Genomic DNA, 14022 nt, shown 5'->3' on the forward strand with positions numbered 1-14022 from the left:
GTCTCGGCTGCGCTCGACATGACGTTCTTGTTATTCTCCTCTCTCGTCTGCCCCACCCCTCTCCTCACGGCCGATACGCCTTGCCCACCACCAGCTTGTCGCCGGTCAAATCGACTTCAAACAAGTGAGGCACCCGGATGTAGCGGCCGCCCTCGCTGCGGTGGCTGTGAATGGCCATCAGCGTCTTGCCCTCGAAGGACTTGAACAGCATGCCATGGCCGAAGTTGGGCGGCGTGATGGGGTTGGACTCCTGCGTCCAGGGGCCGGCCAGGGTGCCACTGGTGGAGTAGGCCACGCCCTGCGTGTACACGTCGTATATCCAGCTGGTCCAGACCATGCCGAGGCGGCCGGTGCCGGTGCGGAAAACGTAAGGGCCGTCGGTCACTTTATTGGGACGCACGGGGCCGGAGCGCGGGTCCTCGCGGCTCCAGGGCGAGTCGCTGGCGCGGAATAGCACTTGGGCCTCGCCCGTCGTGCCGCTCAGGTCGGGCTTGAGGGCGATTTTCTCGACGGTACCGTTCATCTCGTTCAGCCACTCGTCGCAGTACACCAAGTAGGGCTTCTTGTCCTTATCAATCCACAGTGTGGCATCCAGCGTCAGCCGGTTGGCGGGCAGGTAGGTGGCGTCCTGCATGGGCTTATAGGGGCCGTCGGGCCGGTCGCTCACCAGCACGTGGCAGGCCCGGCGGTCCAGCTGGCGGCCATCCTTGGCGCTGATTTTCAGGGCCTCGTTGGTGAAGGTGGCGAAGTAGTAATACCTGCCTTTGTAGGGGTGGATTTCGGCGGCCCAAATCATGGGTTTCGGGCCCATCCAGGAGGCCGGGTCGGGCTGAGCCACTGGGTAAGGGCCGTCCCAGCGCTTCATATCGCGACTTTTCCAGAGCAGGCCGCCCGTGCCGGTCATGTAGTAGAGGTGCGTCTTTTTATCGGCCAGAATAAACGGGTCGCTCAGGTGAATGGAATCCAGCGGCACCTGCAGGCGGACGGGGCGGGCCGGCTGGGCGGCGGCGATGGCGGGGAGCAGGATGGCGAATAGGAAGGCCAGCCAGTTGTTTTTCAGACTCATGTTCATATAGTTACTCTAGTAGCTCTGACGGGCGCCTCACCCCCCGGCCCCCTCTCCTCAGGGAGAGGGGGTGCGTTCAACGATTCCTAACCGCGCAAGTCCGGTGCCCCCTCTCCCTCAGGAGAGGGGGTCAGGGGGTGAGGCGCCCGGCCGCACCGCCGTGCTCCTCCTACTTCAACTCCAGCACTACCACCGACTTGGCCGGCAGCGTCACGGCCAGCTTGTCGCCCTTCTTTTTGGCGCCTTTGAAGTCAGCCAGCGCCACGGCATTGGGCTTGTCGAAAGTATTGTAGTCGTTGATTTTGGCTGAGGTGAGCACGCGGCCGGTCACGGTTTTCCAGCTCACGCCGGGCAGGGCGGTTTCCAGAGTCAAGGGCTTGTTGGGGTCGAGGTTGACGAGGGAAATGTGGACGGCGCCGGTTTTGTCCTTCGAGGCCGAAGCGTTCAGGGCCGGGATTTTTTCGTTGCCGAACACGTAGTCGGGACTGGCGAACTGCACGGGCAGAAACTCGGCGTCCTGATGCACCTGGTAGAGGTCGAAAACGTGGTAGGTGGGCGTGAGAAGCATCTTTTCCTTGTCGGTAAGGATGACGGCCTGCAGCACGTTCACGGCCTGGGCCAGGTTGGCGCCCTTCACCCGGTCGCAGTGGTTGTTGAAGATGTTGAGCGTAGTGCCGGCCACCAGCGCGTCGCGCAGCGAGTTTTGCTGGTAGAGGAAGCCGGGGTTTGTGCCGGGCTCCACATCGGTCCACACGCCCCACTCGTCCACCAGCAGGGCCACGCGCTTGTCCTTGTCGTACTTGTCCATGATGGCTGCGTGGCGGGCCACGATGGCGTCCATGCGCAAGCAGTTGCGCAGGGTGCTGAAGTACTGGTCCTCGCCGAAGCCGGTGGCCTTGCCCTTGCTGCCGCTCCAGCTGCCGGTGGGCAGGGTATACTGGTGCAGGGTGAGGCCCCACATCTGGTTGAGCGGGATGTTTTTCATACACGTCTCCGTCCAGTTGGCGTCGTCGCCGTTGGCGCCGCTCACGATGCGCTTGAGCTTGGTGCCGGGGTAGTCGTGGGCGAAGGTGGCGTAGCGCTTGTACACGTCGGTGTAGTACTGGGCGGTCATGTTGCCGCCGCAGCCCCAGCTTTCGTTGCCGATGCCCCACCAGCTCACCTTGTAGGGCTCGGGGTGGCCATTTCGGCGGCGCTCCAGCACCAGGGGCGTGTCCTCGTTCGAGTTCAGATATTCCATCCAGCCGGCCATTTCCTGCACGGTGCCGCTGCCCACGTTGGCGGCCAGGTAGGGCTCGGTGCCGAGCAGCTTACATAATTCCAGAAACTCGTGCGTGCCGAAACTATTATCTTCCAGGGTGTTGCCCCACCACAGATTCAGCATCTTGGGGCGCTGGGCGGCGGGGCCCACGCCGTCGTGCCAGTGGTAGGTATCGGCGAAGCAGCCGCCGGGCCAGCGCAGGTTGGGCACGTGGATTTTCTGCAACGCCTGCACCACGTCCATCCGAATGCGGCCCTGCTTGGGTACGTTCAGCTTCTCATCTACCCAAAAGCCGTCGTAGATGCAGCGCCCCAGGTGCTCGGCAAACTGCCCCTGAATGTGCTTGCTGATAATAAGCTGCGGGTTGCCGGGCTGCACGGTGAGCTGCACGGTTTGGGCCTGGGCCAGCAGCGGCGCGGCGGCTAGGGAAAGAACGGCCGTGAAACGGCCAAGGGAAAAATCAGGCATTGGGTCAGAAAGCAGGATGAATAGTCGAAGGAGGCGGACAAGTTAGGGCAGCGCCACCCAGGCAAAGCAGGCGCCGTCGCGGCGGTCGGGGCGGGTGCCGGGCGCGTCAGCCGAGCACAAGCTGCCCGCGTGCGGGTCGGCGAAGAGGTAGCGGTGCGTCAGCAGCGACTGCAGCATCAGGTCGCCGCGCTGCATGTCCTGCCACTGAAACAGGGAGGCGTCGCCCTGCGCTTCTTTTTCGAGGCGTACTTCGGCCATGCCGCCCAGGCCGCGCACCGTCACCCAGCCGCCGGTGGCCACCGACTGCAGCGCCACCCGGCCCTGGCCCCGGTCCACCACCCGAAAGCGGTTGGTGGGGCCGTCGGCGGCCAGCTTGTCGCGGGCCGGCACCGGGCGCACGAAGTTCTTCCAGCTCACCAGCACCGCGCTGTCGGCCAGGCTCGTTAGCTTGATTTCCTGGCCGTATGGGATGGGCCGCGTGAGGCCGCGCGGCCGCAGCTCGGCCACCTCGAAGGTGTTGAAGTCGGCGTAGCCGCCCGCCTGGCCCAGCGTATTAAAATTGAACAGCCCATAGCGCACGCCCTGAAAGGTGCGCAGCTGAAACACCATCGTGCATTCCGGGCCCAGCTCGGTGAAGGTGCGCCCGTCGGGGCTGTAGCTGAAGCGGGCTTTCTCGGTGTCGAAGTTGCAGCTGGCGCGCAGCCACAGGTGGGCGCCGGCGAGCGGCTGCCGGGCCGTCTGGCCGGTCACGTGGTCGTACTGGCGCAGCTCCAGGCCGGTAGCGGTGCGGGCCGCGCTCAGCCAGGCGTAGGGCCAGTTCAGCAGGGCCAGCCCGGCCACGTCGCCGGCCTGCAGCTTGCTCAAATCCACCTCCGTCGTCACCACCGATTCCGGGCCGATGGCGCGCTGCGTCAGGGTGTTGCGGGCCTGCCAGAAGTCGGGCGCGGGCAGCGAATGTAGGCGCAGGTGGCCCCGGCGCTCGGCCAGCGACCACCGGCCGGCGGTGGGCGCGTGGTTCCACTGCCACACGGGCTGCAGGGTGGCGGCCGCGAAGTCGTCGCTGCGGCGGTAGGGCGCGTGGGGCGCCTCGGTGGCGCCGGTGTTAGGCTTAATCCAGGTGACGGGGGTGCGGGTGAAGTTGCCAGGCAGGCCGAAGTAGGGCCAGCCGTTCTGCCAGGTCACGGGCGAGAGGCAGGTGAGGCGGCCCACGGAGTTGTGGTCCATCATCGACCAGCCCCACCACTCGCCGGCTGGCGTTTGCACAATGCCGCCCTGGTGCAGCGTGATGCTGCGCACCAGGTTCGGCACCGGCGGATTGAGCTTGAAGGGTGGCTGGCTGCCGCCGGCCAGCGCGTAGCCGCTGCCGAAGCCCAGGTTTTCCTCGGCGCTCATCACCTGCACCTGATAGGGGCCGCGCGAGTTGTCGGCTCGCAGGCACACCTGGTAGCACAGCGGGTCGTACACGGTGCTGGTAATGTAGTACTTGCCGTCAATCTTGTAGAAGTGGCAGCCCTCCCCTGCTCCGCTACCTTTACTCACAATAATTTGCTCCGAGCCGAGCCGGATGTCGGTCAGGTCGTCGGTCAGCTCGGCCAGGTGCAGGTCCTCGTAGCCCCACACCACGTACACTTTGCCGTCGTCGTCAAACAGCACCGAGAGGTCGTGAAACGACTTTTTCAACTCCGTGTGCGTCCAGGGGCCGCGCGGGTTGGTGGCGGTGTAGAGCTGGGTTTTGCGCCCGTTCACGTTGGTGAAGATGTAGAACGTACCGTTGTGGTAGCGGAAGCTCGGTGCCCAGATACCGCCCCCGTAAATGCTCTTGCCTTCTTCCAGCCGGTAGGCGGGGCCGAAATCCAGCGTGCCCGCCGCGTAGGTCAGGAAGGTCCAGTTCACCAGGTCTTTGGAATGCAGCACCGGCAGGCCGGGCATGGCGTGCATGGTGGTGCCGGTGAGGTAGTAGTCGGTGCCGACGCGAATGAGGTCGGGGTCCGAAAACTCGTCGTAAAACAGCGGATTGGTGAAGGTGCCGTTGCCGTTGTCCGAAGTCCAGGTGGGGTTTTGCAGAAAGGCCGGGGCCTTGGTTCGCTGCGCCACGGCGGGCAGCGCGGCCGTCAGCAAAAGCAAAAAGGTCAGGAGTTTACGAGGCATGAAATTGTGAATGCAGCACCCTGACTTATCGAAGCGTTGCTGTTTTATGGAGTTGGTTGACGTACTTCTGCGGCAGCAACGCTTTGAGTGTGTGGATACCAGTTGCGCGTGTTTTTTAGTCCCTGCTGTCCGCTGCCAACCAAAACTAGCGCAGCTCGCTCACCAGCGTGGTGATGGAGCGCGCCGCGACGTGCAAAACCTGGCCAGCCGCCACCGCGGGCCCGGGCTGCAGGTCGGCGTTGGCGGACGTGACGTATGTACGACCCGCGCCGAGGCGGCGCTTCACCAGCTCCAGGCGCAGGTCGGCGGGCGCGTCGGCATCATTTACTACGATGGTTATCAGATTCTTGTCTTTAGCATCCTGATAAGCCGACACCAGCAGCGCACCAGCGGCCGGCGCATCGAGGCTAGTCGAAAAACGCACGGCGCCCGGCCGCAGGTAGCGGCTGTAGTTGCCCAGGGCCCACAGCAGCTTGCTGGGGTAGTAGCGGCCGTCGGTCTTGTTCTTGTCGGTGTACACGAGGCCATCTTTGTAGTCATGGGGCGACACGGCCAGCCACCACTGCCAGGAGGTGGCGTTGGCCACGGCCAGGTCGGCGTGGATGGCGCGGGCCACGTACAGCGCCGGCGTCATGCCCAAGTCGCGGCCATTGCCGTTTATTTCGCCCGCGTTGTCGTTGAGGATGCAATATTCTGATTGCCAGAAATCCAGCTTGGGCAGGGCCTGCACTTTGGCGGCCAGCTTCTGCCGCACACCCACTGCCAAAGCGTAAGGCGAAGTGGTAAAATAGCCGTGCCCGGCCGCAATGCGGGCCACGCGGGGCGTGGCGCCGAGGTAGGTTACGGCCGTGCTGTCGGCCCAGAAGGCGGCCAATTGGTTGCCGCGCTCCGGCTTGTCGGCCGTCGTATACAGGTAATCGAGCTTGCCGGCTTCGGGCACTATAATCTGGGTGGGCAGCTTGTGGGCCACCAGCTGGCGGCTCAGGGCTTTGGCGATGCCGGCCACCTGCTCGTTGCGGAAGGGGCTGCCCTCTTGGCTGCCGTCGCTCCAGTCCCACTGCGGCTCGTTCACGGGGCTGAGGTAGTCGAGGGCGATGCCAGTTTTTTGGCGCAGGCCATCCAGCACGGTGGCCAGATAGGCGGCGTAATCGTCGTAGCGGGCGGGCTCCAGGTTGGGCTGCTTGTTGGTGGCGAAGGCTTTGCCGTTGGTGGTGAAGGCCACGGGCGGACTGTTCATAAAGCCCAGAAACCGGCGCACGCCCCGCCGCCAGGCGGCCCGCATAAACCAACCACTGCTGCCCCGCCTGGCGCGACCAGTCGTAGCTCCCATCGGCGTTCAGAAACGACTCGGCCCGCCGCCACTCGTCCCGGATGCCGCTTTGTTCGCCCTGCTGGCCACTGCCCGCCCCCAGGTTCACGCGCCACAGCGACAGCCCGATGCCCCGAGGCTGCCCACCCGGCCCGGTGCCGGTGCTGAACAGCAGGTCGGCAATGGCCTCTTTTTTAGCCGCCGGCCAATTGCCCACAAACTGGCAGGCCCAGGCATCCGAAGCGCCGAAGTGGGCGATGGTCTGCTGGGGCTTGGTGTCGTCGATACGCACCGTGACCACCGCGCCAGCCGGGGTTTGTGCAGCGGCTGGCAGCGTGGCGGCCAGAGCAGCTACAAGGGCCAGCCGGGCAACGAAGGGAAAGCGCAGTGCCTGCATGTGAACGGTTTGGGACTGAATGAGCCGGCAGAACGATATAGGGGGTGGGGCCGGCCTCCGCCCTGACGTTGAACGATGCCATTGGGAAGGCGCGAATAGCCGGGCGGGGGCGAGCCCCGCCCCTACTCAAAACTTACGAACGCACGGCCCCGCATCAGTGGCCGTTTAAAGTCCCACCTCCTCGCGGCCAACGGCGGCTTGGGTGCGCCGCCGCGTGGTCTCACTCAGCAGGCCCGTATGCCTGCGTCACGCTGATTTGAAGGCCGTACGTTCGTTATTTGGTTGAATCAGAAACTGATTTAAAGGTGATAATGCGGGTACTGCTGTCGGCCAACGTCACGACCGCGCCGCCCGTGGCATCGGTTGCTACCTGCTTCACGGGCTCCAGCTCGGCATCGGTCCATTTCCGGCCCGACTTCTTCCAGAGCATCAGCGTGGCGTAGAGCTGCGGGGCGCCAGCCGGGGCGGTACCCACGGCGTTGAGTACGGTGCTGGCGGGGCGCACGGGGTTCAGGCCGGTGGCGTCCACGTCTTCGAGGCGGTCCCAGCCGCTGAGCGATACCAGGGCCAGCTGCCAGGTGCCGTTGTCGATGATTTGCACCTCGCGGCCGTGCAGGCGGCGGGTGCTGCGCTTGATGTTGCCGCTGAGGGCGGGCAGGGCGTAGTGGCCCAGGCGCAGCGGCGTGGCCTCGGTGGCCTGACACTGGTCCACGCGCAGGATGCCGTCGGGTAGGGGCATTTCGGCCAGCTGCAGCTTCACGGCCTTGTTTTTTTCCAGCTCGGCATCGCGGTAGTACACGCCGTTTTCGAACTGGCGGAAGGTGTAGAAGCGCAACGCCTCCCACTGGCCGTCTTTGCCCTGAGCCACGTAGCTCATGGCCACTTCGCCGTGGGGGCCGTCGGCCTGCCAGGGGAAGGCGCTGTTGTAGCTCAAGCGGTTGTAGTTCTCGTTGCCGCGGTTGGCGTCGCTGGCCGGCTGGCGCGGGGCGTTGCGGATTTCGGCCGTGCCGCTGTTGGGGTAGTTGGTGATGAGGAAGTTGGGGCCGGGCTCGAACTGGTTGAACACCGTGCCGGGCTTCATCTCGCTGGCCCACGGCCCCTCGTTCTCGGTGGCCGTCCAGAACGGGCTGGTGGCCGGCACCAGCAGGCCCAGAAAGGCCTTGCTCAGCCAGAACACGCTGCCCCGGCAGCTGTACGCCTGCACGGCCGGCTCGAACGGCCCGTAGAAGCCCAGCGTGGGGATGTTGTCCTGCAAAAAGTCGGGGTTCTGCAAAAACTGCAGCACCGAGCCGGAGGCAATGCGCCGCATCCAGCCGAAGTTGGTGCCGGCCTCAGGCTGCAGGCCCATGAGCGGGAAGGGCACCGCCGCCGCGAAGCGGTAGCTAATGCTGCGGCCCCACATTATCATGCTGCCGTCGCGCCCGAACTGGCGGGGATAATTATCCTTGAGCGGGGCAAAATTGGCCGCCAGCTGCGCCGCCACGGCGGGGTAGTGCTGGCGCCCGTAGTACTCGCTCCACAGCCGGCCATACATCTGGAAGGCCCACATGCTGTAGTAGTCGAAGGTGGGCGCGTCGTCGTACCAGCCCTCGCCCTTGTAGTGGGCCAGCTGCTTTTGCAGGTATTCCTCCATCAACTTCTCATTGACGGCGTAGCCCCGGCTTTTGTAAAAGCTCAGAATGAAGATGTTGAAGTAGCGCCAGTTCTGCGGCACGGTGGGCCCGTCGCCGTAGCTGAGCATGGTGGCGGCCAGGGCTTCCTTGGTGGCGGCGGGCAGCGGGTCCCACAGGATTTCGGGCGCCGCGAACAGGGCCACGCTCAGCCCGCCGAACTCCACCAGAATCTGGCTGGGGCCGCCGTCCTTGGCGCGGGGCCGGATGTAGCTCGGGCTGGCCGGGTTCACCAGCTGGGCCAGCTGGTGGCGGTAGTAGTCGCCCACGCGCACGCCGTTCAGCGTCAGGCCCGGCTCTTCCTTGAGCAGCGGCGCGGCCATGAACAGCGTGCGGCACAGGCCTTCGAGCTTTTCGGTGGGCACCTGACCGGCGTTGCGTGGGTAGCTTTTGCCGGGCTGCTTGGGGAACTGCATGGGGTCGTCCAGCGTGTGCACGTAGCTGAAGGCGCCCGTGAGCAGGTAGCGAGCGGCGTCCTGCCAGTGCCGGCGCGTCATGCCGGTGAAGGGGCTGAGCTGCCGGTCGGGCCGCTGCACCTCGAACAGCGGCAGCTTGGTGGCAGCCGGGGCTACGTGGGTATCGAAGGCAGCCGGCGCGGCGGGCTGGGCATGGGCCGACCCAACCGCCAGCCCGGCCAGTGCGGCAACTAAAAACGAACGAGCGGGTGGGAAAGGCGAGGAAAAGCGCACGTAATCAGAGCAGAGAAGTTATTTCAAAGGTACCCCGCCGGGAAGGGGCCGGCGGGGCCATTTTCGGCAAATAGCCACCCTGTTTTCACGGCATTGCTTCGTTTACCCCGGCCTATTTTGCCTGGAAGGTGTTGAAAGAGTGCGCGGGCAGCGTCGCGCTCAGGTACCGCTCGCCCAGCTTCACGGCCACGCTGCGGGGCGTCGCGCCGAAGTTGCCCGCTACCACCACGTACTTGTCCGGCGCGGTGGCGGCCACCAGCACCGGCAGCTGGTCGGCGGTGCCTTCGCGGAAGGCCACGATGGTGGTGCCCGCCCCGATGAAGTGGCTGAAGTGCCGGGCGGCGTAGTACTCGGGGGTGTAGGTGGCGGTGCGGGTTTTGGAGTCGACCCGAATCAGGGCGTTCTGCTTCCAGCCCCAGGGGCTGACGCCGCCATCGGCCAGCACGGCATTCCAGAAGGTGTATTCGTCGCAGCCGTTGCCGAGGTAGTGCGTCATCAGGCCGAAGGTGTGCTCGGCCGCCTTCCAGTCGAACGCGCCCCAGCCGCACTCGCTTTCCGACTGCATGTAGCGGTACTGCGGGTACTTGGCCCGCAGCCGGGCCAGCAGCTGCCCGCCCTCCCACTGCAGCCCCACGCCCTTGATGGCCGGCGCCATGCGCGGGTCGGCCAGCACCTGGTCGATGGTTTCGTAGCGGTTGGTGTTGATGGTGCCCAGGTACACGTCCACCGCCGGGTGCTGGGCCCGGAGGGCCGGGGCCAGGTACTCGGTGTTGAAGCGGACGATGCCCGGCACCGTCCAGGCGCAGCCGGGGTAGATGGTGTAGCTCCACGCCTCGTTCTGGAACATGGCCGTGGTGATGGGAATGCCCTGCTCCTTGTAAGCCGAAATGAACTTGCAGAAGTAGTTGGCGTAGGCGCGCAGGTAGCGCGGGTCCTGAATCAGGTAATCGTTGGCGGCCAGCCGCTCCGGGAAAACGCCCTTGTCCTTAACGGTCGTGCCTTCATAGAGCGCCACATCGGAGGCGGGCGCGAGCTGGTTGTACTTCGCGTCGCTGCGCACGGCGTAGCTGTGGTTGATTTTCATCCACGACGGCGGCGACCAGGGCGAAATCCAGAACGTCAGGGCCGGGTTGTGGCGCTGGGCGGCCTTGAGGTAGGGAATCAGCGTAGCCTTGTCGTGGTCGAGGTTGAAGTGCTTCAGGTCGAAGTCACCGTCCACCTCGTCGCAGCTGTACCAGGCGCGGGCGTAGTCGTTGGCGTTCATGGCGAAGCGGCCGCGGGAAAAGCGCAGCTCCCCGGCCGGCGCGAAGAGCTTGCCCAGCAGGGCCTCCCGCTCCGGCGGCGGCAGCTGCTGCAGGGCGTCCCAGCCCAGCTCATTAAAGCAGGTGCCCCAGGCCTTGAAGGTGACGATTTTCTCGCCGCCCTTCACCGTGAGCAGGGGCGCCGTCGGCGCCGTTTTTTGCAAGCTCGTTTTGGCCTGCGTCCACTCGTGGCCTTCGGTACTGCTGGTCCAGGTATACGACTGGGCACCAGCCGGACCAGCGCCGGCAACGCCCAGCAGCAGCGTCGCCAGTTTTGCGCGTAAATGATTCATCAAACCTGTGATATTGAAAAAATGGCATCGGGCACGCCAGTGCCCCAATCCATCAGACAAGGCAAGGCTCTCCCATTGCTACGGCACTACAAATGCACGGCTCCGGCCAGTGGCCGCAAAGAGTCCCACCTCCTTTCGGGCCAAACCGCCCGCGTGGGGCGGCGCCGGCTCACTCACTGTACCGGGCGCGAAGCCCGGATGGCCTGACCGGAGCGGTGCATTTGTTGAGGGTTGAACCAGTACCCCGAAGCTCCAGCTTCGGCTCGTTGAACGATGCGGACGCGGGCCGAAGCGGAGCTTCGGGGTACTGGTTCAATTAGCCGCTGCCTTGGCTTTGGCCGCATCGAACACGCCCAGGTCCCAGCGGTCGGCCCACTGCAGGCGGGGCTGGTCGCCCTCGAAGCTAAGCGGCAGCCAGATGTAGCCGCCGTCGATGGGGTTTTTCGGCGTCCAGCGGTCGGCCAGGAAGATGAAGGCATCCTGGCGGCCGGCCACGGGCAGGATGTAGGTGCTCTGCGAGTTGTAGGTGATATTGGCCTGCGGGCCGGTGGCAGGGTTTTCGAGCGCCGTCCACGGCCCCCAGATGGAGGAGGCCACGAAGGAGCGCGCCGCGTTGGGCTCCCAGCCGGTGCAGCCCGAGGTGATGAGGTAGTACTTGCCGTTGCGCTTGCACAGGGCCGGCGCCTCGTTGTGGCCAGCCGGCGCAATGGTGTTCCAGCGGCCGGTGAAGCCCTGGTAATCGGGCGTTAGCTCGGCCACGTGCAGGGTCAGGTTGTCTTCGGAGGAGTGGATGTTGTAGGCCGTGCCGTCGTCGTCCACGAACACGGTCATATCGCGGGCCATCTGGCCGGGCGCGAAATCGCGCCGGATGAACAGGCCCTCGGCCACGGCCTTGGTCCAGTCGGGCGTCCACCATTTCAGGTCTTTCTCGCCGGGCACGGGCTTTTTCCAGGCTTCCTGAAAACCCAACGGCCACTGCCCCACCCCGGGCCGGTACGACTTCACGTAGGCATACGGGCCGGTGGCCCGGTCGCTCACCGCCACGGCCGTGCGGGCGGCCTCGTAGCCCTTGCCCTTCAGCTCCAGGTGGAACCACATCACGTACTTCCCGGTCTTCTGATTGAACACCACCTTGGGCCGCTCGATGATGCTGCCCTGCTCGATTTCGGAACCCGAGCCGGCGGGCGCCACCGTCAGGGCAATGCCTTCGTCGGTCCAGTTGTAAAGGTCGGTAGAGGAATAGCAGTGCACGCCCACCTGGGCGCTGTTGCCCTTGCCGCCCGCAATTTTGTGCTCGCCGAACAAATAGTAGCGGCCCTGGTCGTAGAGCACGCCGCCGCCGTGGGCGTTGAGGTGGGTGCCTTTGTTATCGGGCCAGGTTTTGCCAGGCTCGAAAGCCGTGCGCTTTTGCGGCTGCGCCTGGGCCGCGGCGGCCAGTGCCAGCAGGGCTGCGGCCAGGTAAGTCTTTTTCATGAGCGGAAATCAGTCGTTGGCCGCCGCCGCGCCCGGCTGCAGGTCGTTCAGGATGGCGTGGTCGAGGAAGGGCAGCTTGGTTTGCTCGGGCTTGAGCAATTCCAACACGGTGATGTTGTTCGAGCCTTTTTTCAGCCACTCGGCGGGCACGTACAGGGTTTGCTGCGGGCCGATGGCCCAGTAGCGGCCCAGATTGTGGCCGTTCAGCCACACCACGCCTTTGCCCCACTGTCGCATGTCGAGGTAGGTATCAACAGGTTGGGCGAGGGTGAAGGTGGAGTAGCGCACGGCGGGCGTACTGTCCGCATTCGCGCGGTCGGCCTTTACCAATTGGGGGGCCTGCTCCATTGGCAACCCATACTGCTTCCAGCTTTTCACTTCCTGCCCATTTAGGCTCACGCTTTTGGTGATGCCCTTGGTGTTCTGGAGCAGGTACTCGCCAAAGTTGACGCGGCCCAGGTTTTCCACCAGAATATCGAGCTGCACCTGGCCTGCGGGTAGGGCTACGTCCATCGCATCCTGGCGCAGGCGGCGGTCGAGGGTGCCCACGCGCTTGCCGTTCACCAGCACCACGGCGTAGTCGCGCAGGTCGGTGATTTTGAGTTTTTTGGTGCCGCCGCCCGGCACCGTGGCGCGGTAGAGCACGAAGCCGTAGGCCTGTTTCAGGGCCTCGAAGGTGAGCGGCGTGGCGCTGGCCACCGGCGCGGGCAGGCGGTCGAGCAGGCCGGCGCTGGCGTTGAGCGTGAGGGTGGGCAGCGCGGCGCTGGGCTTGGCGGCGGGCACGGCTGGCAAGGGCTGCCCGGCAGGTCGGTATTTGGCAATCACCTCGCGGAAGGCCCGGAACTTGGGCGTGGCGTTGCCGGCTTCGTCGAGGGGCGCGTCGTAGTCGTAGGAGCTGATTTGGGGCTCGTAGTGCGAGGAGTCGCCCTTGTAGTTGGCCCCGTTCATAAAGCCGCGGGTGGTGCCGCCGTGGAACATGTACATGTTGATGCTCATGCCCGCGCGCAGCACCGAATCCAGCCCCGGCGTGTAGTTGCGGGCCGGCACGGTGTGGTGCTTGGTGCCCCACCAGTCGAACCACGCGGGGTACCACTCGGCCACATAGTAGGGGCCCTTACCGCCGTGGTTGGCCTGCACCAGCTTCCGAATCTGGCTGGGCTTATCGGTGCCGTTCACGGCCGGCAGCAGGCCGTCGAGGTGGCCGGCGGCCACGTCGCGCACGGGGTCGCAGGTGTAGAGCAGGCCGTCGAAGCCCACGTCCTCAAACATCTTTTTATTCGAGGCCAGATAAGCCTTGTCCGCGCCGTAGGAGCCGTACTCGTTTTCGACCTGCACCATCAGGATGGGGCCACCGTGGTTGACTTGCAGCGGGGCCAGCTGCTTGGCCACGGCCTGCAGGTAGCGGCGGTAGGCAGCCACGTACTGCGGCTCCTGGCTGCGCACTTTCAGGCCGGGCACGTTCTGAAGCCAGTAGGGGTAGCCGCCGAATTCCCACTCGGCGCACACGTAGGGGCTGGGGCGCAATACCACCCACAGGCCTTCTTCCTGGGCCATTTTCACGAAGGCAGCCACGTCGTTGTTACCACTGAAATCGTACTGGCCTGGCTGGGGCTCGTGGGCATTCCAGAACACGTAGGTGCCCACCGTGTTCAGGCCCATGGCCTTGGCCATTTTCAGGCGCTGGCGCCAGGCCTCGCGCGGAATGCGCGGGTAGTGCAGCTCGCCCGAAATCATCTGAAACGGCTGGCCATCGAGCAAAAACTGCTCGGTGCCCAGCGCGAAGGTGTGGGTGGGCGGCGCGGCCTGCGCGGCGGGTAGGGCCAGGCCGCCGGCCAGCAGCAGGGGCAGCAGGTGGCGGCGGAAAGGGATATAGGCAGCGGACATAAATCGGATAATCAACTGTTTTTTTGCCGTTCAGAAAATCAATTCTGAATCTCGTGCGGAGCG

At 65.0% G+C, this 14022-nt stretch carries 8 protein-coding genes and 1 pseudogene; all 9 read right to left on the reverse strand.

Features of this window, described 5'->3' with window-relative positions; all coding sequences use genetic code 11:
* Positions 1 to 64 precede the first annotated feature (64 nt).
* The 9 genes and pseudogenes from Q5H92_RS04020 to Q5H92_RS04055 all read right to left on the reverse strand — a co-directional run bounded on the left by Q5H92_RS04020 (position 65) and on the right by Q5H92_RS04055 (position 13959).
* Positions 65 to 1066: a glycoside hydrolase family 43 protein gene (locus Q5H92_RS04020; protein ID WP_369811110.1), complete on the reverse strand. Its 1002-nt coding sequence runs from the start codon at positions 1064 to 1066 to the stop codon at positions 65 to 67.
* Positions 1067 to 1235: 169 nt separating this feature from the next.
* Positions 1236 to 2795 carry an alpha-N-arabinofuranosidase gene (locus Q5H92_RS04025; RefSeq protein WP_305010196.1) on the reverse strand — a complete coding sequence of 520 codons (1560 nt, stop codon included), beginning with the start codon at positions 2793 to 2795 and terminating at the stop codon, positions 1236 to 1238.
* A gap of 42 nt (positions 2796 to 2837) precedes the next feature.
* Complete coding sequence (locus Q5H92_RS04030) at positions 2838 to 4943, reverse strand: glycoside hydrolase family 43 protein (RefSeq protein ID WP_305010197.1); 2106 nt, start codon at positions 4941 to 4943, stop codon at positions 2838 to 2840.
* A gap of 145 nt (positions 4944 to 5088) precedes the next feature.
* Complete coding sequence (locus Q5H92_RS04035; protein WP_369811111.1) at positions 5089 to 6180, reverse strand: glycoside hydrolase; 1092 nt, start codon at positions 6178 to 6180, stop codon at positions 5089 to 5091.
* A 97-nt stretch (positions 6181 to 6277) separates the two neighbouring features.
* A pseudogene (locus Q5H92_RS26615) lies at positions 6278 to 6649 on the reverse strand (glycoside hydrolase); the annotation flags it as partial.
* A 274-nt stretch (positions 6650 to 6923) separates the two neighbouring features.
* Positions 6924 to 9008, reverse strand: coding sequence for a DUF2264 domain-containing protein (locus tag Q5H92_RS04040; RefSeq protein WP_305010198.1), 2085 nt, complete (start codon positions 9006 to 9008; stop codon positions 6924 to 6926).
* A gap of 112 nt (positions 9009 to 9120) precedes the next feature.
* Positions 9121 to 10602, reverse strand: a complete 1482-nt coding sequence (locus Q5H92_RS04045) for a glycoside hydrolase family 30 protein (protein ID WP_305010199.1) — start codon at positions 10600 to 10602, stop codon at positions 9121 to 9123.
* 312 nt (positions 10603 to 10914) lie between these two features.
* The gene (locus Q5H92_RS04050) at positions 10915 to 12075 is read right to left on the reverse strand and encodes a glycoside hydrolase family 43 protein (protein ID WP_305010200.1); all 1161 of its coding nucleotides are present in this window, start codon (positions 12073 to 12075) and stop codon (positions 10915 to 10917) included.
* Between the two features lie 9 nt (positions 12076 to 12084).
* On the reverse strand, positions 12085 to 13959 hold the full coding sequence (locus tag Q5H92_RS04055; RefSeq protein WP_305010201.1) for a glycoside hydrolase family 35 protein: 1875 nt from the start codon (positions 13957 to 13959) through the stop codon (positions 12085 to 12087).
* Between the last annotated feature and the right edge of the window lie 63 nt (positions 13960 to 14022).

Origin of the sequence: Hymenobacter mellowenesis (genome assembly GCF_030581005.1) — a bacterium.
GTDB classification, from domain to species: Bacteria; Bacteroidota; Bacteroidia; order Cytophagales; family Hymenobacteraceae; genus Hymenobacter; species Hymenobacter mellowenesis.

Excerpts from the sequence above, each read along its gene's own strand:
- Q5H92_RS04020 (WP_369811110.1), bottom strand. The coding sequence starts at position 1,066 with ATGAGTCTGAAAAACAACTGGCTGGCCTTCCTATTCGCCATCCTGCTC.
- Q5H92_RS04025 (WP_305010196.1), bottom strand. The coding sequence starts at position 2,795 with ATGCCTGATTTTTCCCTTGGCCGTTTCACGGCCGTTCTTTCCCTAGCC.
- Q5H92_RS04030 (WP_305010197.1), bottom strand. The coding sequence starts at position 4,943 with ATGCCTCGTAAACTCCTGACCTTTTTGCTTTTGCTGACGGCCGCGCTG.
- Q5H92_RS04035 (WP_369811111.1), bottom strand. The coding sequence starts at position 6,180 with ATGAACAGTCCGCCCGTGGCCTTCACCACCAACGGCAAAGCCTTCGCC.
- Q5H92_RS04045 (WP_305010199.1), bottom strand. The coding sequence starts at position 10,602 with ATGAATCATTTACGCGCAAAACTGGCGACGCTGCTGCTGGGCGTTGCC.
- Q5H92_RS04050 (WP_305010200.1), bottom strand. The coding sequence starts at position 12,075 with ATGAAAAAGACTTACCTGGCCGCAGCCCTGCTGGCACTGGCCGCCGCG.
- Q5H92_RS04055 (WP_305010201.1), bottom strand. The coding sequence starts at position 13,959 with ATGTCCGCTGCCTATATCCCTTTCCGCCGCCACCTGCTGCCCCTGCTG.